The sequence below is a fragment of the Vibrio sp. 1-Bac 57 genome, assembly GCF_037546855.1.
Taxonomy (GTDB): domain Bacteria; phylum Pseudomonadota; class Gammaproteobacteria; order Enterobacterales; family Psychromonadaceae; genus Psychromonas.
Genome location: NZ_JALAAC010000002.1, coordinates 115,933 through 139,870, shown reverse-complemented (window position 1 = coordinate 139,870; position 23,938 = coordinate 115,933). Strand labels below are relative to the sequence as shown.

Here is a 23,938-nt window from a genome sequence, read left to right as displayed (position 1 = left end):
ATAAGCGTGATGATCAATAGAACGGCATTCTAATGATAATAATTCTTATTTACAAGTTTAATAGACCAATTAATGCATAAAAAGTGTCAGTTTTTGTCAAAAATCGTTATTTTTACGCAGGTAAAGCAATGCCTTGCTCTTTCATCCGCGCAATTTTATAACGCAATGTGCGAGGACTGATGCCCAGTAACTCTGCCACATCTTTACGCTTACCACGACAGGTCTGTAATGCTTCTAATATAATCTTTTGCTCTTGCTGTTTGAGGCCTTGCCCTAAAGCTTCTGGCTCTTCAGTTTCAGTCCTTACTGCACTACTACTTATTGCTGCGTTCTCAGAGTTGCTAATAGGGTTTTTACCAAGTTCACTATCAAAACCGCTATCAATACGATTAGTACTATGTATTTGCCCCTCAGAGAGAGAATCAACGTGACCTGTCGAAACAGCATCCATTGCTGCTGATTGAGCTTGCACTGTAGTCGTTGAAATAGTTGGTTGTTGCATATGTTCAAATTGTTGATCTTCTAAAATCAGCGCGTCACAGTCAATCACATCATCATTACCTAAAATCAAGGCTCGTTGCATTACATTATCTAATTCACGCACATTACCAGGCCATGAATAAGCAAATAAGCATTGCTTAGCCGCTTCCGATAATGAAGGGATCGCAGAAGATTGCTCCTTTGCATGACGTGATAATAAGTGTTCAGCAAGTGGAATAATATCGCCTTTACGCTGCTTTAGCGGTAACCACTGTAGTGGAAAAACATTCAAGCGATAATACAGATCTTCACGGAAAGTCCCCGCTTCGACAGCTTTTTTAATGTCACGATTACTGGTCGCTAATACACGAATATTTAATTTAATCGTTTTGCGTGAGCCTAAACGCTCCACTTCTCTTTCTTGTAAAACACGCAATAGCTTAACTTGTAACTCTAAGGGCATTTCGCTAATTTCATCTAATAAAATCGTGCCGTTTTGCGCTTGTTCAAATTTACCAGGACAAGCTTGAACAGCGCCAGTAAAGGCCCCTTTTTCATAACCGAATAAGGTCGATTCAAGCATGGTATCGGGAATAGCCGCACAGTTAATCGCCACAAAAGCTTCATCTTTACGCGATGATTTATCGTGTAAATAACGTGATAACACTTCTTTACCTGAACCACTTGGGCCAGTGATCATAACTGAGGCATCGGAAGCAGCTACTTTTTCAGCCATTTTAAATAAAGCCGCAGTATTAGGGTCGCCAAATATAGGCGTACACGAAGGCACTTTATGTACAGGCGCATAGCGACTAACTTGATTTAATAACACCTCAGGTGAAAAGGGTTTTGCTAAATAATCAATGGCACCATCGCGAATGGCTTTGACCGCATCATCAATAGTTGCGTAGGCTGTCATCAATAAAACAGGTATTTCAGGGTGAAGGCTTTTAATATTTTGCAATAAGGTTAAACCACTCATGCCGCCCATTTGAATATCACTGATCACCAAGTCGTAACGTGATTTACCAAGTGCTGCTTTATTAAGTTCAACCAACGCAGCTTCGCCACTGTCGACTTCTTGACAGTCATAACCTGCTAATAACAAAGTATCAATTAACGCTTCACGTAATCCAGCATCATCTTCTACGACTAATAATCGACCCTGTGATTGATTATGCGACATAATTAAGCTCCTATTACCTTACTCAGTGCATTACTTTGTAGGTTGCCCTCTTCTCTAAACTCAGCAATACGGTGTAAGGGCAACACTAAAGTAAAACTGCTCCCCTTGCCGACTTCTGACTTTACTTCCACCGTGCCACTATGCGCCTGAGCAACACTTTGCACCACCGCAAGGCCAAGACCTGTACCTTGAGATTTAGTGGTATAAAAAGCTTCCATCACTTGCGCTAAACGTTGTTTTTCAATACCTGGTCCATTGTCCATCACAGAAATTTCTAAATGCGTTGCACCTCGCTGCACAGCACTAATATATAATTGCGCCCCTTCACCGGTAGCTTCAATTGCATTTGAGATAAGGTTAGTCATGGCGCTGGTTAATGCATTTTTATTGGCCAGAATAAATAAATCAGGATTGGGTAAACGACACTGTAAATGGCCATTAACACTTAATAACATGGCATCACTGGCTTCCTGTACTTCTTCTAATAATGTTGCAACGGAGACTTCCTCTACAATCTTCTGTTCGCCGCTACGGGCAAATAACAGCATATCGTTCACTTGTGTTTCTAAATCTTGCAGGCGGTTCATTAACTTGCCTTGAAAGCGAGCACGAGAGCTTTCATTTAAAGTTTTATTGGCAAGGTTAGCGCCATATAACATAGCCGCCGATAATGGAGTGCGGATTTGATGCGCTAATGACGCCACCATTTTACCTAAAGAGGATAAACGCTTTAATGTTGCAACATGCTCTTGTAGTTGACGAGTATGGGTAAGGTCCGTAAGCAGAATGAGCTGCCCAGGCTGGCCTTGCAAAGAGGAGATTGATAACTGAATACGGCGACCATTCTTCAATGATATTTCATGGCCATCGTCATTTTTAGGGCTAAAGGAGCGTTTAATCACATCACCCCAAAGCATATTCTCTAAGGGTTCACCTAACAACTGCACGGCAACACGGTTTGCTTGTTCCACAATCCCGTTACCATTAATCACAATCAACCCAGACGGCAACTCTTTATACAATTGATCCATGTAGTTCGCTTGAGCACGTAACTGCTGTAGCTCACCGACATAACGTTCAGTTTGTAATGGCGTATTATTTGTTGATTGTGAAGTTGTCATAGCAACACCTAAAAATTAAGATAGATATCACTATTAAGCAGTTATTATGCCAACCGAATAAACTGATTATTTTACAGCAAGATAAAAGTAAATAGCCATAAAAATGACAGTGCTAAAAATGAAAAAACCGCACAATTAAAAGCGCGGTTTCTTATGCAAAGGTATCGCTAAGTACTCAGCTTACTTTTTGATGTCACTTTGTGATGCTACTTTTTGAAGATGAATTTAATGCTTAGTTTTGCTAATCAGTTTGATGATTAGCTTAATGGATAGCTTAGCCTTCTTTATTCAACCCATATTTTTTCATTTTTTCTACCAAGGTGGTTCGGCGCATCGATAATAACTCAGCAGCATGTGACACCACACCATCTTGAGAGTCAATAGCTTGACGAATCATCTCAATTTCAAACTCGACTAACTTATTCTTTAAATTCATGCCCTCCGCAGGCAAATGCCCTAAAAATCCAAGTGATTCATCGTGCATTTCACTTTCGTCGGATAAAATAGGCGCATCACCAAACATACCCGATAACGCATCACGCTCCATCAATGCTTCTTCTTCTGGGTTATAGTGAATATGTTCAACCGCCTCACCCTGCTCATCTAAGTAACGATATTTAAGCGGTAACTCAGTCACATCCACTATTTTATTACTGTGTAAGATTAATAAACGCTCTAATAAATTAGACAGCTCACGCACATTTCCAGGCCAAGCATGTTTCATTAATGAATCTAACGCACGTTGAGTAAAACGCAGTGTCGCTTTATGTTCCTTTTCTAATCGAGATAACAACTCCTGTAGCAACAAAGGAATATCTTCTTGGCGATCACGTAATGCAGGCTTTTCAATAGGAAATACATTTAAACGATAAAACAGATCTTCTCGAAAAGAACCTGCAATAATCATATCTTCTAAGTTTCTATGGGTTGCCGCTACAATGCGCACATCCGCCTGCAAAGACTTATTACCACCGACCCTTTCAAAGGTTCTTTCCTGTAACACACGTAATAATTTCACTTGCATCGGCATGGGCATGTCGCCAATTTCATCTAAAAATAGCGTCCCGCCTTCAGCCAACTCAAAGCGCCCTTTACGAGCAGAAAAAGCACCAGTAAATGCGCCTTTTTCATGCCCAAATAATTCACTCTCTAATAGTTCAGCGGGAATGGCACCACAGTTCACCGGTACAAAAGGCCCTTTATTTCGACCAGACACTTCATGAATAGCACGCGCAACTACCTCTTTACCCGTTCCTGATTCGCCTAAAATCAACACATTGGCATTACTTTCAGCGACTTGCTCTACTAAATAACGAATTTCTTGAATACGTAACCCTTTGCCCACCAAAGAGGTAATTAAATATTTATTGGCTTTACTTAATTTATGATTTGGATTCGAATAGGTTTGGCAATAATGTAATAACTGCGTCAACTCTGAATAGACGATAGGTAAATGAAGCACACCGATATGATTACTGTCCACACTTGCCACTTGCCCAGAGATACTAATAAAAGGAGTTTTAGCAAAGCTATTTAGTAGTGCATCCAATTGCTGATGTTGATTACCATAAATAACGCACAAAGGCGCTTGTTGCTCTACCTGCTGCGCTAAATGTTCAACAGCAACCGTTTGATAAGCTTCACCAACAAAATGTAAAACAGTTTGTAATATCTCTACTTGTTGAGCGGTTGTATCGACTAAATAAATGGGCGGGCGTTGTGGCATAATCAGTACTCATATCAAAGAAACCAAGATGTGAAGGTTATGATAGAACAATTTTTACTATTTGCATTGAAAAATCGTCAAAAAGATGACGATGCCTGTAAAATGACACAATAAACCTTTAGAGGTAGTGTAAATAACAACATTTATGCGACTGTCATGATAAAAATAAGTAAAACAATTGAAACCCATTAAAAAATAATAAAAATGGTATATATTTTGCTTTATTAAAAGCAGTGTTTAACTTTTGGCACTATCATGATTGCAACCATTACATAGCTTCAATTAGCGGCTAAAATGTAACTTGGTAAATAGATAAAAGGTGAATAAGTAAATAAATGGCTATTTCGTTAAATAGCACTCACTTAATGATCCGAATAAACTAATAATCGAACCAATGTAGAATTAAAAAACAAGTTAGCTAAGGGAATTTTATGACTCGCTCATCGATCAGACAATATCAAAATACCGGCTTATCCCAAGTTGAGAATGCAGACCCTCATACACTTATATCCTTAATAATGCAGCATATATTAGGTAATCTGGCAGCGGCAAAAGGTGCAATTTCTCGAAAGGATATTGTAATAAAAAATAAAACCTTAGGTAAAGTAATCGGGTTAATTGGTGAACTGCAAGATAGTTTAGATATGGAAAAAGGCGGAGAAATTTCAACCAACTTATTTAATCTATATGCCTACATGTTAACGCTAGTAACACGCGCGAATATCAAGAATGATCCGGAATTATTAACAGAAGTTAGTATGTTACTAAGTGAAATCAAAGCAGGTTGGGATGGTATTCCTGACGATATTCGTCAGCAGTACAGATGATGAATATAGAACAAGAGATAGACCAACTATTTGCGTTAATAGAAACAATGGATCAATGCATTGCCGATCAGCAATACATTGAGTTCTCTGAACAACAAGCCTTTTTTTCAAAAAAAATGCAACAAGTCCTAACTCGCGCCAGTGAAGATGAATTACTTTCAGTACTAACACAGCTTAAAAGTATCAAAAAAACAGTTGCCCAAACACAAGCAAAATCAGCAATATTACAAACTGAATTAAAAGAAAAATCATTAGCACTAAAACGAGGAAGAAAAGGCGTTAAAGCTTATAAATAGCCTTTTTAAATATCCAAAACCCATTAACCACGAAGCCCTTAGGCTGCACAGAGAACACGAAGAAAACCTTAAAAACATTAAGACTTTATAAAGTTAAAAAGTTAAATATTAAAAATTGCTTTTATGTTTTTGACCTTACTTCTTCACTCTTCCTGCCTTCGTGGTTAATCCGCTTTTGACCTTAAAACCACAAAACCCATTAACCACGAAGCCGCTGCGCTGCACAGAGAACACGAAGAAAACCTTAAAAAATTTAAAAAAATAAAGCATTTATGTTTTGACCTTACTTCTTTACCCTTCGTGCCTTCGTGGTTAAATTGCTTTTGACTTTGATATTGATTTTGACCTTTACAGCCCTCAATTTCGTAGTTAATTAGCTTTTAACTTTAGACTTTGGCTTTTAACCGAAAGGCTAGTGGTGAAATACTATTGATGCTTTGGAATGGAACTTTGAGGAGGAAAGCAGCTATGTATTGAATAATACATAGCTGCTAATACTAATCGTTGGTATAACCTGGTAACGCATCTAAGGTTGCTTCTAAATAACTCATGGTATTATTTAAAGTCGATACCGCAATATCCATGGCATTAAAATCTGCATATAAACGAGTTTCATAACTATCCATGCGTAATGTTAGCGCCTCTTGTTGCTCACCTAATGTTTCTATTTTTTTATAAAATGAATCGATTTTACTATCAATAGTGCCAGAACTTGAATCTACATCAACACTAGACTCCGACACACTTAAATCAATAATACTATCTAAAACATTATTCATCGTCTGCGCAATGCCTTCACTATAGGTCACCGAGCCACGACTGCCTAATAAGCTACCTTCAATAAGCAGTTTTATACCCTCTGCATCACCAGCGGAAGATAATAAATATTGGCCGCTACCGGTCGCACTTTCGCCACCAATTGTGCCTTTAACATTTACTCCATCTACACTACTCGCACCTGTAAATCCTAGGTTAGATATAAAATCTGCGTCGCTATTAGTAAATGACACATTGGAGAAAGCACCGTACTTAGTGGAGTTGATTGACAACTTACCGTCTTCATTAGTGATATTGACAGCAACACCATTACTCACAAAATTGGGATCTGAATTTATTTTAGACTGTAAGTCGATAATCATTTCATCAATGCTGACATAAGAGCCTATCTGCAAATCGATTGAACTTGATTCATAACCATCCACTTTGATTTGAAAACTATTATTACTGTCATCAAACAACAAACCAGGCTCTGCTAGGCCAGCCAAAGTACCTTGGGTGGCAACTTGAGTCACCTCAACATCATAGGTCCCCGGAGTAGTGGCACTGGTATGGCTGTCATATAAAATATTAGCGTCGCTAGCGGCTCCCGTAGCCGTAAAAAAATCTGCCACGCCGGCTAAATCATTTTTAAGTGCTTCAGCAAACTTATCTTCATCTAACTCTAAGGTACCGTCTCGTTGCGTTAGCATACCGAGGTCAGCAAAACTATGAATAGAGCCTTCAATATGATCCATCGGTGTATTCAAAACACTACGCATCATATTTTGAATATTTCTGACCGTCGAGTCACCATTCAAAATACCATTACTAGAAGAATCCGCACTGTTATAAGCCGTTAACTCCGTCATTTTAGCAACGGTACTGTTATAACTTTCAAAAAAAGCATTAATCTTTTCTTTAACTTCACTGGTATCACTTTCTATTGTTAACGTAACAGTTTTACCAATTTCGGCAGTTTTTAAGTTTAAGGTTACCCCTTGAATAACACTGCTAACTTCATTACTTGCACTACTGATGGAGATATTATTCATCATTATCTCTGCATCCTGTGCCACTACCGTCTGCGTCATATTTTGATTATCAGCACCATAGGTAAAACGATCGAGCCCTGTGCCTGCATCAAGAGGGTCACCATTAAGGTCTGTTGCGGTTATTTCAACAGCGCTTTGTTCACCGGTCTCTTTACTGGTTAAGATTAAACGGTAGTTACTACCATCATTGATAATCGATGCTGATACGCTGTAATTATTCTCATCGTCATTAATTTGATCTCTAAGACCTTCCAACGAGTTATTACTTTGCCCTGTAACGGGGTCAATTTCATTACTAATAGTGATGCTTTCAAAGGCTTTATCTGGATTAGCGGTAAAAGTAGTACCGTCTTCGCTATAGGTACCAAATGATAGTTTAAGGATCCCCTCGCCCACTTCATCGTTAACAGCAGTAAATTCATTACTTTCAGCAGAGACTAAGGTTTGTGCCTGTGCACGCTGATTAACTTCAAACTCCCATTGACCTGTTTCAGCACCAAACCCTAATGTTGCATCTAAAATCTCACTGTCGCTGCTGGTTGAAGTCGTGGCTGAAAAACTAGAGGTATAAGCCAGCTCTTTATAAGAGGATTTAAAAGAAGTTAGTTCGCTATTAAGCAAACCATAGGCAGAAATTTTAGCCGTTGCTTCTGCAGTACCTTCCGTAATCGTCGCTAAAGCAGGATCTTTTTCTGCATCAACAATAGCAGTAACGATACTGTTAATATCTAGCCCTGAGCCTAAACCTGTTGATGTAATGGTAGACATACCTACTCCTTAATGACAATTAACTTAATGTACTATTTCACTTATTTGTTAACACTGATGTCAGTGCAACTCTTATTGGTAGAAATATTGAAAACATATGAAGAATAAGAAACAATAATGACTAACAACCAATAATTAAAAGCAATAATCGAGCCATATAACCTTGTGGCTACTGATACACTCGAGCTTTATCAGCACTTTTATCAATAGTTTTATCGATAGCTTTTACTGATACAACTTTACCAATAAGTATTTTCACATCACGCTTTGAATAACATAAGGGTGAACAATATTAATTGTAAATATTATTTACCTTTTTGTTATTTATTTTCACTGTCTTTCTATTATTAACAAATGCAATTAGCGAGTAGCTTCTAAGTTCTGCCGACTTATTAAATTTAACAAAAAAATTGATTAACCTTACTGTGCTTACCACATTAAAAACAATAAGGTTATTAAGCCTAAGCGACTTATTATCAATAGTGTCAACATATTTAATAAACTTACCGCTGCTGTGATAGTTAAGCCTGCAGTTAAAGTCATGGTTAAAACTTTTGTTAAAATCCAAGTTAAAATATCAACTAAAATAGCAATTTAAATAGTAGCCAAAAATAGTAAACAGGGTAACTCTTTATTCTGTTATTAATCAAACGCTTACTTATACAGGGTAGATACTGGCGTTAATATGACTCCCCCTCCCACTGCTACACTTTTTTATCGAACAATATCCCAGCAACATCATCCATTTTTTTAATTAATACGACCAACTCTTCCGATGGAATTTGACGAATCACTTCATCACTCTCAATATCTTTAACTGACACGATGTTTCGCCCTAGGTCATCATCAAAGCTAAAAGATAAGTTACGCTGCATGCTTGTCATAAAATTATTCATTTCATTAACGGCTTTTTCAGCTTCTTCTGCAGACACTTTTTTTTCTTGATGTACATTTTGAACCTGCGCGTTGTCAGTTACTTTTGTAGCAGCATCTGCGCTAAACGATGATTGACTAACATCATTAGTCGCATTAGTAATATTGTGTTGAGATATATTTTTATCAGTGCTTGTATCAACACTCAACGAGCTAATGGATGCACTATTAACACTTAAATCAGGCATACTACCTCCTACTTTATTGTCTCTTTAATGGCAAAAAAGCCCCCTATGACTAGGGAGCTATATTATTATTTAACTAGCGACCCTTCGTTGATTAACCAAGAAGAGATAATACACTCTGTGCAGACGCATTAGCTTGCGACAACATTGACGTACCTGCTTGTTGTAATATCTGTGCTTTACTCATTTTAGACGTTTCAGTTGCAAAATCTGCATCTTGAATACGTGAGTTAGACGCTGATAAATTTTGTGTTACATTTTCTAAGTTAGAAATAGTAGAGCCTAAACGGTTTTGCACCGCACCAAGGTCCGCACGCGCAGATGAAATAGTGCTTAACGCTTTATCAATCATCTCTAAGCTTCGGCCAGCATGTTCAGCAGTGGTAACATCAATGCCTAAATCATCAGCTTTAGTACCACCGGTTTCAATCATGCCTAGTTTATCCAGTGCCGCTTTTTGGGCGATAGCACCTTCAGCATCACTGGTAATAACTACTTCCGTCCCCGCCTCTGCTGTCAATACTAAACGTTGTTCTTGTACATTTCCTGCTGTGCTACTTGCTGTAGCAGGGTCGCCTGTCCCAGTTCCTCCTGTAAACAATGCTTCGCTCACGCCACTAAACTTGATTTCATCTGAAGACTCATCTGTATTATAAAATACAATATCTTTACCAACTCTTTCAGCTGTAACACCTGTGTCTGCGGATTTAGCATTGAATTCAGAAACCCTAGCCGCGATATCTGTTCCCGTTCCCATCGTTATTTCTACATCATTAATAGTTATTGTACTAGCACTCATATCAATAGTAGCGACATCTTCACCTACTACTTGCGTAGCATGAGCGTTCACTGCCTGCGTGAAGTCAGTTGAGCCAGTCACATTACCATTTGTGGTACCAACAAGCCCCTTATCAGCAGCAGTAGAGGTGCCTTTAATCGTAAAATCAGCGGCATCTCCATCACTTGTTGCAGAGGTGAATACCAAAGCACCACTGTCCTCAGTAACATTTATCCCAGATTCATCAGCAAATGCATTTAGTGCAGTAGCTACCTGAGCAGCGGTAGTAGCGGATCCTAAATCAGTTTTATAGTCCTTGCCACCAACTGTGATAGAAACCGTACCAGTATCAGTACCTCCCAAAACTTCAAAATCTAACGTTGCACTGGCAGTTTGCTTTGCCACACCCGTATCATGGATATCTATTGCTGCCGTAACACCTGTTTGCTCGGTTAATTTGTTAATTCCATCCACTTTGTCTTGGATAGTTGCACCTTTAGCAGCGGCTACTGCGTCACCTTCGCCTGCATCAACCATTGCCTGTGTAACAGCTCCAGTGCCTTCAACGACTAAATCAACGCCATTAATTTTAACTGCATCTGTTGCTTTGATATCATTATCTAAACTATTATATAATTCTTTAGGCACAGCTACTGAACCAGTGATGCTACCTGCTCCATTTGAGATTGCAAAACCAAAATCAGTTGTATCTTTACCGTCAACTTTAATGGGAGAGCCATCAGTGCTATCTAACGCAACATATCCCTCAAAAACACCTTTTTCCAGACCTGAGCCTGTTACTGTTCCACCAATTTCTATTTTTTCACCAGTAGTATTGGTCAATTGTAATTGACCTTCAGAGCTCAGTGTTGCATTAACACCTGAAACTTCTTTATTAATGGTGTCTCTTAAAGATGTCATATCAGAAGTTGCACCAAGCTTCACTTTTTCACTGTTTCCAACAGTAATCTCAAGCCCATTAGTAAGTCCTGTTACAGTTGCATCATCAGAAAGTGACTGGCCTTCAACTGAATTATAAACTCTTGCTGTCACACCGGTCTTGTCGGATTTTGCATTGATAGCTTCAGCTATCCCAGCGGCTCCACCATCAGCCTCAGTTACAGCATCGATATCGATATTATTAATTTGTACTGTGCCAGCAGTTATTTCTTCACCAGAAACTCGGCCACCATTTAAATCACCTTTAGTGACTCCGCCATCAATTCCTAGCGCACCTGCAGATACATCTTTAATACTTACTTGCATCGTATTACCGTTATTAGCACCAATCTGTAGTGTTATATCCTCAGCAGAGCCATCTAATAATTTAACACCATTAAACTCTGTTGCTTCAGAAATACGGCCTAATTCAGCGTAAAGTTGGTCCACTTCAGTTTGAATAGACTGTCTGTTTTCAGATGAGTTAGTGGCATTGGCAGATTGCACAGAAAGTTCACGCATACGTTGTAGGATGTTAGTCATTTCATCCATTGAACCCTCAGCGGTTTGTGTCATTGACACACCATCATTGGCATTCCGTACGGCCTGTGTATTACCTTTAATTTGTGATTGCATGCCGGTTGAAATAGCAAGACCTGCGGCATCATCTTTTGCGCTGTTGATACGTAAGCCAGAAGATAAACGTTCCATTGCTTCATTTTGTGTTGCTTGTGATTTGCCTAATTGACGCTGAGCGTTGATTGACATTACATTTGTATTTACTACTGAGGCCATGATGTGCTCCTTGGTTATTTATTTCATTATTTATTTCTGATTCAATAAGTTGTTTTTAAAACTTTTAATCAGTTTGATTAAGTATGTAATTAGTATCGACCGCTTAAAAAATAACTTTAATGTTTTTGTTTAATTAAAAATTTTCTAGCTAAACGGTTCATTTTCAAAACAGTCGATGTTCGGACTTAATAACTTTATCGACCGACAAAACAATTACTTTAGGGGTAGATTAAAAAAAGATCGTTTTATTTTTCAAAAGGATCTAAAACCCTTAACCACCGAGGGTTTCTGGGGTGAAAATCAAAAGCATTAACCACAAAATTTTACGTGTAAAAGCCAAATCAAAGTCAAGGTCAAAAGCTAATTAACCACGAAGGCACGAAGGGTGAAGAAGTAAGGTCAAAAACCTAAAAAATAATTTTATTAGGTTTTTCTTCGTGTTCTTTGTGTGGCGATAGCTACTCTGTGGACTTCCTTGGGAATCAAAGCGATTAACCACGAAATTATGGTTGTAAAGGTCAAGGTCAAGGTCAAGGTCAAGAGCAAATTAACCACGAAGGCACGAAGGGTAAAGAAGTAAGGTCAAGACCTAAGACACAAAAAAAATTTATTAGGGAAACCTAAAACACTTTTTTTATTTTTTAACTTTATTAAGTTTTTTAATTTTTAAGGGTTTTCTTCGTGTTCTCTGTGCAGCGTAGCGGCTTCGTGGTTAATGGGGTTTGCGGTTTCAAGATCAAAAACAATTTAACCACGAAGGCACGAAGGGTGAAGAAGGAAGATCAAAACCTTAAAATACTTTATTGATTTTTAACCCTTTAACGTTTTTTAATTTTCTAAGGGTTTTCTTCGTGTCCTCTGTGCAGCGCAGCGGCTTCGTGGTTAATGGGTTTTACGGTTTTAGCTTTTTAAGTGTTTTCTTCATGTAAATGGATCTCTAGGTTAATGGTGGGATTAGCATTAGCTACCTATACTCATAATTACTTTAAATACGGAGGATATGAATATCGATTTTGATGATTTATCGTATCAAGTGATTGGATGTGCGATTGAGGTTCATAAACAATTAGGCCCAGGGTTACTGGAGTCTAGTTATGAAAAATGCCTAGCCTATGAATTATCATGCCTCAATATACCTTATCAACAACAGCTTGCTTTACCCATCAAATATAAGTCCGTTGAAATTGATTGTGCTTATCGACTTGATTTAGTTATCGCAGGCGAGCTTATTGTCGAACTTAAAAGTGTTCAGCATTTAACTGCGATACATGAAGCGCAAATTATCACTTATATGAAGCTAGCTAATATACAAACAGGGTTATTAATCAATTTTAATACCGTTGCTTTGAAAAATGGTATTAAGCGATTTAAGCTTTAATTTATCTGCAATCGGATGACTCTGATATACCAAACCAAAAGCTATTAACCACGAAATTATGGGGGGTAAAGTTCAAGGTCAAGGTCAAGAGCTAATTAACCACGAAGGCACGAAGGGTGAAGAAGTAAGGTCAAAAACCTAAAATACTTTGTTTATTTTTTTAATCTTTTAACCTCTTTAAGTCACTTCTTCGTGTCCTCTGTGCAGCGAAGCGGCTTCGTGGTTAATGGGTTTGCGGTTTCAAGGTCAAAAGCGATTTAACCACGAAGGCACGAAGGGTGAAGAAGTAAGGTCAAAAACCTAAAACACTTTTTTTATTTTTTAACTTTATTAAGTTTTTTAATTTTTAAGGGTTTTCTTCGTGATCTCTGTGCAGCGGAGCGGCTTCTTGGTTAATGGGGTTTGTGGTTTTAAGGTCAAAATATTAAAACACTTTATTTATTTTTAACCCTTTAATGTTTTTTAATTTTTTAAAGGTTTTCTTGTGGTTAATGGCTTTGGTGGTAACTAGAATAGAAAAAGGCAGCCTAGGCTGCCTTTAAATGGGTGGGAACTGAGGAGAAAATGAGAGTAAAAACCTGTAAGATATTCACCCATTTTACTTGTAATGATAAATCGAATTAATTAGGCAATAAATTGCCTTTATTAAACGATTTTATCAACTCACTTTATCCTTGCAGTAATGACAGTACGTTTTGTGTACTTGCATTCGCTTGCGATAACATTGAGGTGCCTGCTTGTTGTAATATCTGCGCTTTACTCATTTTAGACGTTTCAGCGGCAAAATCTGCATCTTGAATACGTGAGTTAGACGCCGATAAATTTTGTGATACATTCTCTAGATTAGAAATAGTAGAGTCTAAACGGTTTTGCACTGCACCGAGGTCTGCACGCGCAGATGAAATCGTGCTTAATGCTTTATCAATCATCTCCAAACTACGACCAGCATGTTCAGCAGTAGTAACATCAATACCTAAATCATCGGCTTTAGCTCCACCGGTTTCAATCATACCAAGTTTAGCAAGTGCATCTGTTTGACCCTGTACAGTATCAGCATTACTAGTAATAACAATTTCCGTACCTTCAGTCGCTGTTAAAACAAGTTTTTCTACACCAGCCGTACCAATTACGTTAGATCCAAGAGCCGTATTATCTCCGAGTGTAGGATTTAATAGAGCTGTTTCAGCTTCTACTGCAACAGTATTAGTAGTTGTAGCATCATCTTTAACCACAAAACCAGGCATTGTATCTGCACCAGTATCTGTATCTACAGCTGTCGCGATGAAACCTGTATTATCAGCATTTGCGGCAAACGTATAAGCACTAGTGGAATCATTTAACGCACCAATCATATCATCTAAAGTTTCCACACCAGTCATAGCAACAGGGTCTCCCCCAAAGGTTAAGGCAGTTGCACTCCCAGCCGTAGGGTCTGCTATATCATCACTTAAAGCTTTGATTTGAGCATTTGTAATGGTAGTTTCTGATTTTGCGGCTACACCAGTCTCATAGTCAGCAGTAGCGGCTGTTTCAGTTATAACTGTAGCTGTTACTCCTGTTTTTTCCGTTAGTGCATTAATTGCTTCCGCTTTTTCAGTCATAGTAGCAGTAGTAGTAGCACCAGTCCCAGCTCCCGTTACAGTTAACATTTCACCATTAATTGAAATCTTATCAGCAACTTCTATATCAGATTGACCTGTAACATTAGCCCCTTTTATACTACTCGCACCATTAGTTTCCATTAAACCAAAACTAGTTGTTGATCCTTCCACTTTGATAGGTTGCTCATTAGTATTTGATAATGCAACATAACCTTCAAATTTACCCGCTTCAAGACCTGAACCAGCAATATCTGTTCCGCCAATTTCAATACTTTCACCTGTTGTATTGGTTAACTGTAATTGCCCTTCAGAGCTAATAGTGGCTTGAACACCTGATACTTCTTTGTTGATAGTGTCTCTGAGGTTTTCCATACTATTGGTTGGGTTTAGAGTCACTGTAGCGCCTGTTCCAACAGTTATTTCTAAACCAACGGTCATACCGTCGGCATCGTCGCTTATTGCACCTTCTATAGAGTTATAAGCTTCAGCTGTTACGTTTGTATCATTGGTTTTTTTATTGATCGCTTCAGCAATACCTGCCGCGCCTAATTTATTCTTGTTATTGACCGCGCCAATATCAATGCCGTTAATTTGTACGGTATCTTTAAGTATTTCCCCACCTTCGACACGACCACCATTTAAATCACCTTTGGTCACTCCACCATCAATACCTAAGGCATGAGCGGTGACATCGGTAAAATTAACCTTCATGGTATCGCCATTATTTGCGCCAATTTGTAGTGTGACATTCTCTGAAGAACCATCGAGTAAATTAGTTCCATTAAACTGTGTCGATTCAGAAATACGGCCTAACTCAGCGTATAGTTGGTCCACTTCTGTTTGAATCGATTGTCTATTATCAGATGAATTAGTGGCATTGGCAGATTGCACTGACAATTCTCGCATACGTTGCAGTATGTTGGTCATTTCATCCATTGACCCTTCAGCAGTCTGAGCCATTGATACACCATCATTGGCATTACGAACCGCTTGATTCATGCCTTTAATTTGTGATTGCATTCCCGTGGAAATAGCAAGCCCCGCCGCGTCATCTTTTGCACTGTTGATACGTAAACCAGAGGATAAACGCTCCATGGCTTCGTTTTGTGTGAGTTGGCTTTTATTTAATTGGCGTTGCGCATTTAGCGACATGATATTTGTATTAATTACCTGGGCCATAAATTACTCCTTTGTTCCTTTCAGTCCCTTATCGGGAAAATCGGCAAGATTTGTTCGTTTTGCCGTCAATTTTTACTCTCAAGGGTTATAAAGCGATTTTTATGCCAACTTTTATTTTTACTGTTCTATCGAGAACAAGTAAAATAAATTTATTTAATATTAGTAACTTACAATTACAACATTAAGTTGTTGATATTAAATAAATACTCAATTCGATGAAGATATTCAGAAAGTCAAAAAATAGAGGTGGTGTGTTGTTACCGCTACTAAAAAATGACTCGATAGCTTTAGTGGCTAAAAGGATAGAAATTTAGAGGATTGATATTAAAGAAGGGGCAATGGTATTAGTGGGGTATTATCAAACTACTTATGCGAATTCAGGAGTGCTATAAAGTCCGTGAATATTAACAATAAGTATTGAGAAGCGATGATAAACAATAACGGCAGAGAGGCTAACTGAAACAAAAAAGATCTTCAATGGATCTTAGATAGCGGGAGTTTTAGGGGGTTACTTTCGTTCTATCTGAATTAAGGCTGAGTGTAATTATACGTTTTTAATAAGTAATAAATAATGATTAGCTTGTATAAAGTGGCAATAATGTCCTTTTATCCGCTTATTGTTTGAATTCACGCGCTTTATAATCGAACTAGGTTCAGGTAATGAGTAGTGACAATAAAAAGTGTCAATTTATTGTAACCACTCGGTTTAGTTGGTCTTATAAAACTAGTTAGAAATAAACCCTTACCACGGAAACGGCCACACAACCTGGGCGGCGTGTGCCTTGGATTTCTACAGAGATCTCTTTTTCGATCTCTAAACCGCGTTTGATCGGTGATACTTTAATTAAGCGGCTATGCGCACGGATCACACTGCCGGTTTTCACTGGGTAAGGAAAACGTACTTGATTAAGTCCGTAATTCACTGTCATTTTTGCATTAGGGTACGCAGGACGACTGGCATCCACACTGTCAGTTAAATGCGGCAGTAAGGATAACGTCAAAAAACCGTGAGCAATGGTGGTTTTAAAGGGTGATTCTTTTTCAGCACGTTCTACATCATTATGTAACCATTGATGATCTTCAGTGACATGTGCAAATTGATCTACACGATCCTGTGTGATTGTTAGCCATTCACCAACGTGCACCTCTTCTCCGATTCTGGTTTGTAAACATAAAAACAATTCACGGGCTTCCGAGGAAACTTGTATTGGTTTTTGCGCTACTTTAACGGAGCGGCCATTCTCTAGTACTGAGTATTCCTTTACCCACGACAATAGCTGCTCACGGTTTTGATGTGCATTTTTCAAAAACAATGAATAATAATCACGTATTGCCGGTGACATCCATTGTTTGAAATCAAAAGCAATTTTTTGTATAAAATCTGCTTTGTATTTAGTTATATCTATTTTTTTCATAAAAACTGGCGATCCTTTAACGGAGCTTAATTAACCTAGCGATGCGTTAATTTCATTTAATACGGCAACGGGATCTTGCGCTTGAGTAATAGGACGTCCAATGACTAAATAGTCGGATCCACTGTCAATTGCCTGCTTTGGTGTTTTAATACGGCGTTGATCACCGGCTGCAGAGCCTGCTGGGCGAATACCCGGCGTGATCAGTTTAAATGACTCGCCTAACAAGGCTTTTAACTGTTGTGCTTCGTGTGATGAACAAACAACGCCATCTAACCCTGATGATTTGGTTAATGTAGCAAGACGTATCACTTGCTCGGCAGGTGTTAACTCAATGCCTAGTTCTGCGAGGTCGCTTTGATCCATGCTGGTTAATACGGTAACGGCAATTAACAGAGGCGCTTTATCACCGTAGGGGATTAATATTTCTTTTGCGGCTTCCATCATACGACGGCCACCACTGGCATGCACATTGACCATCCACACACCTAAGTCTGCGGCTGCTTTAACGGCTTTTGCGACGGTGTTAGGAATATCGTGAAACTTTAAATCTAAAAATACATCAAATCCTTTAGCCACTACTAACTTAACAAATTCAGGCCCAAAGTGAGTAAACATCTCTTTACCAATCTTTAAGCGGCAAGTACTAGGATCAAGTTGCTCAATAAAAGCAAGTGCTTGTTGCTTGTTATCGTAATCTAATGCGATAACCACTTTAGGGTCGGTAAGCTGAGTCATTTTTATTCCTATATCAAACGGATGTAATTAAATATTTATAATGCGTGATTGTGAATTTACTGTGTGATCGTGAATGAAAGCGACGTGATTGTAAATGCACAATCGACTATTCGCCATCTAAACCTCGAATCGGTTTAATGCGTCCCCAGCTTTTACAAGATGGGCACTGCCAGAATAGTTTTTTAGTGGAATAGCCACATTTTTGACAGCGATATTGAGAGCGAGATTTAATTTGCTCACTCACTAAGGTATGAAGAAAGACTAAACTTTCTTTCTCATTATCTGACTGTGCTAATCGCAAGTGATAAGTCATTAAGTGATTAAAGCCTTTCATGGTCGGATTACGTCTTAGCTCTTGCAGCATAAATGCCTGGGCTTCTTCAACGCTTTTAAATTCCGCAATTAAGCTAGCTAGCAGGATAACCGCGCTTGCGCCTCCGCCCAACCCAACAATATGATACAAATAATCTATTAACGCTTGTTCTGTATGTAGCTCTTTATGTAGGTCATATAATTTTTCTAATATCACTTCGGTAAAGTCGATATCTAATTCAGGCACACGTTGTAATACTTCTAAGGCTTTTTTCTGCTGGCGTTCTTGATCGTAATAATCGGCTATGGCGATACAAGCGCGTATACACTTAGGGTAAGTCACTAATGCTTTTTGATATAACTTGATGGCTTGCTTTTGTTGATCAGGCTTTTTCAATTGATCCGCTAAGCTGCAATACAGGTAAGATAAGGTTCTTGGTTTGGCTTTATCTTGGCCCATTTTATTTAACTGTTCGGTACAGTTAATCGCCTCTTGCCAATCTTTTAGTTGTTGGTAGATAAGTAATAGGTTTTCTAGCGCAACTTGTCTGTACTCAGGTGATTCCTTGAGTTGAATAAAGGTTTCTTCACTGCGATCAAATAAACCCGATTGATAGAAGTCTTTACCCAATTGCAACATAGCAAGGTCGCGTTGCTCAAGTGTTAAGTTAGGACGTGCAATTAAGTTTTGATGAATACGGATCGCACGGTCGACTTCGCCATTTTGACGAAATAGATTGCCTAGGGCGAGGTGTGTTTCAATGGTTTCATCATCAACATCTAACAATGCAATAAAATGATCAACGGCTTTATCGGGTTGTTCATTTAATAAAAAATTTAAGCCTTGAACATAATCACGGCTTAATTTATTGCCTTTCTGCTGTTTTTTCTGATAAACGCTGCGCACGCCCATGTACCAACCATAAAAGGCAGCCACGGGCAGTAAGAGAAAGAATATTTCTTGCACTAAGAATTAATCTTTTTCAATATTGGCGCGCAAATCATTCAGCTCTCTACGTTGTTTAACGGTTAATTTACGTAGCTGACGAGCCTTCATTTTTAATGCTAAATAAAAGTAGCTAGCAATAAATATCGCCATTGAAAAACCCATTGAGAAAACAATCGCTAATAATGTTGATAAGCGTAATTCATTTTGCGCAATGAGATAATTTAAGGTGACGAGTTGTTGGTTTTTTAAACCTATTACAATCACAATAATAAAAAATACCACTGTGATTAATATAGTTAGAAAGCGTTTCATACTGATACCCACACAAGAATAAGAAGTGATGAGTGTATTATAAATCAAGCAGGGAATAAATCATTGATATGATTCCTTTGCCATTATCCTCTAGGATATTGATCAAATTAATACTATTAGGGATGAAATGGTGACAGAAGTGGACTTTAAAAAAGATTGGAAGCAATTAAGAAGAAATAATAGATAAAAAAAATGGTGCTTTTCAGCACCATTTTTATTTAGGCATTTATTGCATTAACACGTTCTCTCAATGCTTTACCCGGTTTGAAGTGAGGAACATACTTCCCACCTAGTTCAACCTTATCCCCTGTTTTAGGGTTACGGCCAATGCGTGGAGCACGGTAATGTAAAGAAAAACTACCAAAGCCTCTGACTTCAATACGCTCGCCTGAGGCAAGGGAATTGGTCATCAACATTAATGTTTCTTTAACACTATCTTCAACTTCTTTAACCGACAATTGAAAGTGTTTGCTGGTTAGCCTTTCGATCAAATCAGACTTAGTCATAACTTACCTCGTATTATGTGAATACAAATTAAAAAAGACACCAGTTAATGCTATTAAAGGTGGCTGTTACCAGCCACTTTTAATTATTTGCCTTTAGCAGCGTTAAACGCGTCAAGCATTGCATTACCCATGCTTGCTTCATCTTGTTGCTTCAAGCTATCGATAGCATCTTTCTCATCTGCTTCATCTTTAGCTTTGATAGACAAGCTGATTACGCGGTTTTTACGATCAACACCAACGTATTTAGCTTCAACAGATTCGCCAGCTTTTAATACTGTAGATGCATCTTCGATACGATCACGTGAGATATCTGCAACACGGATGTAACCTTCAACGCCTTCAGTAAGAGTAACTGTAGCACCCTTAGCATCAACTTCAGAAATAGTACCAGTAACAATAGTTCCTTTCTTGAATTCTGCTAAGTAATTGTTGAATGGGTCAGCAGCAATTTGTTTGATACCTAGAGAGATACGTTCGCGCTCTGGGTCAACTTGTAATACAACAGCTTCGATTTCGTCGCCTTTTTTGTAGTCAAGTACTGCTTTTTCGCCTTCAACTTCCCAGCTAATGTCAGAAAGGTGAACTAGACCGTCGATGTTGCCGTCAAGACCGATGAAGATACCGAAGTCAGTGATAGATTTAATCTTACCAGAAACTTTTTGGCCTTTATCGTGTGTTGAAGAGAACTCTTCCCACGGGTTAGCTTTACATTGTTTAAGGCCTAGAGAAATACGACGACGTTCTTCGTCGATGTCTAGAACCATAACTTCAGCCATATCGCCTAAGTTAACAACTTTAGATGGGTGGATGTTTTTATTAGTCCAATCCATTTCAGAAACGTGAACAAGACCTTCTACGCCTTCTTCAATTTCTACGAAACAACCGTAATCAGTTAAGTTTGTAACTTTACCAGTTAGACGAGTTGATTCAGGGTAACGCTTAGCGATTGCAACCCATGGATCTTCACCTAATTGCTTAAGACCTAGTGATACACGAGTACGCTCACGGTCAAACTTAAGGATTTTAACGTTGATTTCTTCACCAACAGTTACGATTTCGCTTGGGTGTTTAACACGTTTCCAAGCCATATCAGTGATATGTAGTAGGCCGTCTACGCCGCCTAAGTCTACGAATGCACCGTAGTCAGTAAGGTTCTTAACGATACCTTTAACTTCTTGACCTTCTTGAAGGTTCTCAAGAAGCTCATCACGTTCAACACTGTTTTCAGTTTCGATAACAGCACGACGGGATACAACAACATTGTTGCGTTTTTGGTCTAGCTTGATCACTTTGAATTCAATATCTTTGTTTTCAAGGTGAGCAGTGTCACGTACCGGACGTACGTCAACTAATGAGCCAGGTAGGAAAGCACGGATACCGTTTAATTCAACAGTGAAACCACCTTTAACTTTACCGTTGATAACACCGATAACAGTTTCTTGGTCTTCGTACGCTTTTTCTAACTGGATCCAAGCTTCGTGACGTTTAGCTTTTTCGCGAGAAAGTTTAGTTTCACCGAAACCATCTTCTACAGCGTCTAGAGCTACATCACAAACATCGCCAACTTCAACTTCAATTTCGCCAGCAGCGTTCTTGAATTCTTCAACTGGGATAGCAGCTTCAGATTTAAGACCAGCATCAACGAATACTAAATTATTGCTAATACGTACGATTGTACCTTTAACAATTGTTCCTGGGCGAGTTTCTACTTGTTGAAGAGATTCTTCAAATAGTTCAGCAAAAGATTCCATCATCTATTTATTCACACTTATTTTATACAACCACATACAATCCATTCGTACGGGAGGCAAGAGAGTTACCACTTCATCCATAAAGTAGTATTAGTAAACAACTGATTATTCAGTTGAAATTTTTAATTTAAGTTCAGTTAAGGTTAATACTTTGTCTACAACTTGATCAATCGTTAATGTCGTTGAGTCAATAACCAATGCATCATCAGCAGGTCGTAATGGAGCAACAGCTCGGTTACGATCACGATAATCACGCTCTTTAATCTCGCTTAAAATTTGCGCGATGCTAACATTAAAGCCCTTATCTTGCAACTGATTAAAACGGCGTTGGGCTCGCTCCTCGGCGCTTGCATCTAAGAATATCTTGACCTTAGCCTCTGGAAATACCACTGTGCCCATGTCTCGGCCATCGGCAATTAAACCAGGTTGTTGTAAGAATGCTTTTTGACGTGCTAGCAAGGCTGATCGTACCAGCTCAATAGAAGCGACCTCGGATGCAGCTTGTGCAACCACTTCAGTGCGTAACTTATCACCGACATTTTCATCGTTTAATAAGGTATCTACACCGCTACCATTAGAGACAAATGAAACATCTAATGTTAATGCTAAATCCGCTAATGCTTGAGCGTCGTTTAATGCGACTTTTTGTTGTAATGCGGCATAAGCTAAAATACGATAAAGCGCTCCACTGTCTAATAAATGCCATCCTAGCTTTTTCGCTAAAATGTGACATACGGTCCCTTTACCTGAACCACTTGGTCCATCAATGGTAATTAAATTTTCAACTGACATATCAACCCCGAGTCTTTGATTAAATTAGTTTTTAGTCTTTTTTTATTTATACTGCTAGTGCTTATATTACTAGTATTTATATTGTTTTTACTGTGCTGTAACAACTCATTTAAGTGCTTGATCAAATATTGTCAGGAGCAAAGGTTACCAGGAACAATCTGCAATGAATTGTAACCAAGAAGCATGATCTGCTATTAGTTTGCACGGCTATTAATCAATTTCATCTAGGAAATCATTCAGCTCTTGTTCTGTTTGTTTTTGTGAACGTTGTGATTTTTGCTGTTGCAGTTTAATAAATTCATCCGAACTCGCTCCCTGCGAATAAAATTTAAAGGCTTCGTATTGTATGTAAGCTTCTTTCACAAAAGTATAAGGGTCTAGAGATTGATCGATTAACGCTTCTTGACCTAATAAACCTTCACGTACATCTAAGCCATTTAAACCCCATACCACACCTGATTGCCATAAGTTCAAATAACTCATTGGAAAGTACAACCCATCCACCACATTGCCCACTAATATTCTGGTACTTCGCGGTCCAATAACAGGCACCATAAGATACGGGCCGTGCGGCACATACCAATGTCCTAATACATCACCAAAACTTTCTCGACGGCGTTCGATACCACCGTACTTAGCGATATCAAATAAGCCTAGCAAGCCAAACGTTGAATTAAAGGTAAAGCGGAAAAAGGCATTGGTAGCCTGTTTAAACTCTAACTGTAATAAGTTATTCACAATGTTTGAGGGTTCGTCTAAATTAAGCACCATGTTATTAAGCGCTGTTCTGCCGCCATCCGGTACCCAATCAACGTAGGTTTCAGTAACTGGTCTGTAAATGTAACCATCTAAAACATAATAGTTAAAATCCCAAACCAAGCGATTTACGGGTTCAATCGGGTCACTCATATAAGTTTCTTTGTCGCCCTGCACACTTTGCGCATACACAGAGTTGCTAGCGAGGAGCACCAGAGAAAGTAGAAAAGAATGTTTAAGCATATGCTGTACCTTGCGACAAATTAAGTAAGAGATAACTTATTGTAAGAAATAACTTATTATAAGAAATAACTGCCTCCACTTTATTGTGGCTAAAAGTTAAGTCGTTTGAATAACCAACAGATAACAGTATGTAATGATGACTGTTATCTGTTGATGTTAATTGC

At 38.5% G+C, this 23,938-nt stretch carries 18 protein-coding genes; 3 read left to right on the top strand and 15 right to left on the bottom strand.

What is annotated here, in order from left to right:
• Nucleotides 1-112 precede the first annotated feature (112 nt).
• The 3 genes from MT391_RS01940 to MT391_RS01930 all read right to left on the bottom strand — a co-directional run bounded on the left by MT391_RS01940 (nt 113) and on the right by MT391_RS01930 (nt 4,513).
• A complete protein-coding gene (locus MT391_RS01940; protein WP_499496765.1) occupies nt 113-1,666 on the bottom strand; it encodes a sigma-54-dependent transcriptional regulator in 1,554 nt (517 codons plus the stop codon).
• Nucleotides 1,667-1,668: 2 nt separating this feature from the next.
• On the bottom strand, nt 1,669-2,787 hold the full coding sequence (locus MT391_RS01935) for a sensor histidine kinase (RefSeq protein ID WP_499496764.1): 1,119 nt from the start codon (nt 2,785-2,787) through the stop codon (nt 1,669-1,671).
• A 274-nt stretch (nt 2,788-3,061) separates the two neighbouring features.
• On the bottom strand, nt 3,062-4,513 hold the full coding sequence (locus MT391_RS01930; RefSeq protein WP_499496763.1) for a sigma-54 dependent transcriptional regulator: 1,452 nt from the start codon (nt 4,511-4,513) through the stop codon (nt 3,062-3,064).
• A 431-nt stretch (nt 4,514-4,944) separates the two neighbouring features.
• Between MT391_RS01930 and fliS the strand changes: the two genes are divergently transcribed.
• Together fliS and MT391_RS01920 are read left to right on the top strand one after the other, a co-directional pair.
• Nucleotides 4,945-5,340: a flagellar export chaperone FliS gene (gene fliS / locus MT391_RS01925; RefSeq protein ID WP_499439934.1), complete on the top strand. Its 396-nt coding sequence runs from the start codon at nt 4,945-4,947 to the stop codon at nt 5,338-5,340.
• A complete protein-coding gene (locus tag MT391_RS01920) occupies nt 5,337-5,636 on the top strand; it encodes a hypothetical protein (RefSeq protein ID WP_499439932.1) in 300 nt (99 codons plus the stop codon). The genes fliS and MT391_RS01920 overlap by 4 nt, the downstream gene beginning before the upstream one ends.
• Nucleotides 5,637-6,133: 497 nt before the next feature.
• On the opposite strand, the gene fliD is transcribed toward MT391_RS01920, so the two are convergent.
• The 3 genes from fliD to MT391_RS01905 all read right to left on the bottom strand — a co-directional run bounded on the left by fliD (nt 6,134) and on the right by MT391_RS01905 (nt 11,845).
• Nucleotides 6,134-8,215, bottom strand: coding sequence for a flagellar filament capping protein FliD (gene fliD, locus MT391_RS01915; protein ID WP_499496762.1), 2,082 nt, complete (start codon nt 8,213-8,215; stop codon nt 6,134-6,136).
• A gap of 704 nt (nt 8,216-8,919) precedes the next feature.
• Nucleotides 8,920-9,336 carry a flagellar protein FlaG gene (locus MT391_RS01910; protein ID WP_499496761.1) on the bottom strand — a complete coding sequence of 139 codons (417 nt, stop codon included), beginning with the start codon at nt 9,334-9,336 and terminating at the stop codon, nt 8,920-8,922.
• Between the two features lie 91 nt (nt 9,337-9,427).
• On the bottom strand, nt 9,428-11,845 hold the full coding sequence (locus MT391_RS01905; protein WP_499496760.1) for a flagellin N-terminal helical domain-containing protein: 2,418 nt from the start codon (nt 11,843-11,845) through the stop codon (nt 9,428-9,430).
• 1,000 nt (nt 11,846-12,845) lie between these two features.
• Here MT391_RS01905 and MT391_RS01900 point away from each other — a divergent pair.
• Nucleotides 12,846-13,223 (top strand): GxxExxY protein, encoded by a 378-nt coding sequence (locus tag MT391_RS01900; RefSeq protein WP_499496759.1) that lies wholly within the window; start codon nt 12,846-12,848, stop codon nt 13,221-13,223.
• 668 nt (nt 13,224-13,891) lie between these two features.
• Here the strand turns inward: MT391_RS01900 and MT391_RS01895 are convergent.
• From MT391_RS01895 to MT391_RS01855, 9 genes are all read right to left on the bottom strand, one after another.
• Entirely contained in the window at nt 13,892-16,003 is a 2,112-nt protein-coding gene (locus MT391_RS01895; protein WP_499496758.1) for a flagellin N-terminal helical domain-containing protein, read from the bottom strand.
• Between the two features lie 728 nt (nt 16,004-16,731).
• Nucleotides 16,732-17,418, bottom strand: coding sequence for a MaoC family dehydratase (locus tag MT391_RS01890; RefSeq protein WP_299660195.1), 687 nt, complete (start codon nt 17,416-17,418; stop codon nt 16,732-16,734).
• A 30-nt stretch (nt 17,419-17,448) separates the two neighbouring features.
• On the bottom strand, nt 17,449-18,153 hold the full coding sequence (gene pyrF, locus MT391_RS01885) for an orotidine-5'-phosphate decarboxylase (RefSeq protein ID WP_499496757.1): 705 nt from the start codon (nt 18,151-18,153) through the stop codon (nt 17,449-17,451).
• Nucleotides 18,154-18,259: 106 nt separating this feature from the next.
• Nucleotides 18,260-19,432 carry a lipopolysaccharide assembly protein LapB gene (gene lapB, locus MT391_RS01880; protein WP_499496756.1) on the bottom strand — a complete coding sequence of 391 codons (1,173 nt, stop codon included), beginning with the start codon at nt 19,430-19,432 and terminating at the stop codon, nt 18,260-18,262.
• A 6-nt stretch (nt 19,433-19,438) separates the two neighbouring features.
• Nucleotides 19,439-19,726, bottom strand: a complete 288-nt coding sequence (locus MT391_RS01875; protein WP_166371888.1) for a LapA family protein — start codon at nt 19,724-19,726, stop codon at nt 19,439-19,441.
• Nucleotides 19,727-19,944: 218 nt separating this feature from the next.
• Entirely contained in the window at nt 19,945-20,232 is a 288-nt protein-coding gene (gene ihfB, locus MT391_RS01870) for an integration host factor subunit beta (protein WP_028867438.1), read from the bottom strand.
• A gap of 83 nt (nt 20,233-20,315) precedes the next feature.
• Nucleotides 20,316-21,986, bottom strand: coding sequence for a 30S ribosomal protein S1 (rpsA, locus tag MT391_RS01865; RefSeq protein WP_166371889.1), 1,671 nt, complete (start codon nt 21,984-21,986; stop codon nt 20,316-20,318).
• Nucleotides 21,987-22,088: 102 nt separating this feature from the next.
• Nucleotides 22,089-22,775 (bottom strand): (d)CMP kinase, encoded by a 687-nt coding sequence (gene cmk, locus MT391_RS01860; RefSeq protein ID WP_166371890.1) that lies wholly within the window; start codon nt 22,773-22,775, stop codon nt 22,089-22,091.
• Nucleotides 22,776-22,985: 210 nt separating this feature from the next.
• A complete protein-coding gene (locus tag MT391_RS01855; protein ID WP_499496755.1) occupies nt 22,986-23,774 on the bottom strand; it encodes an MlaA family lipoprotein in 789 nt (262 codons plus the stop codon).
• Nucleotides 23,775-23,938 lie beyond the last annotated feature (164 nt).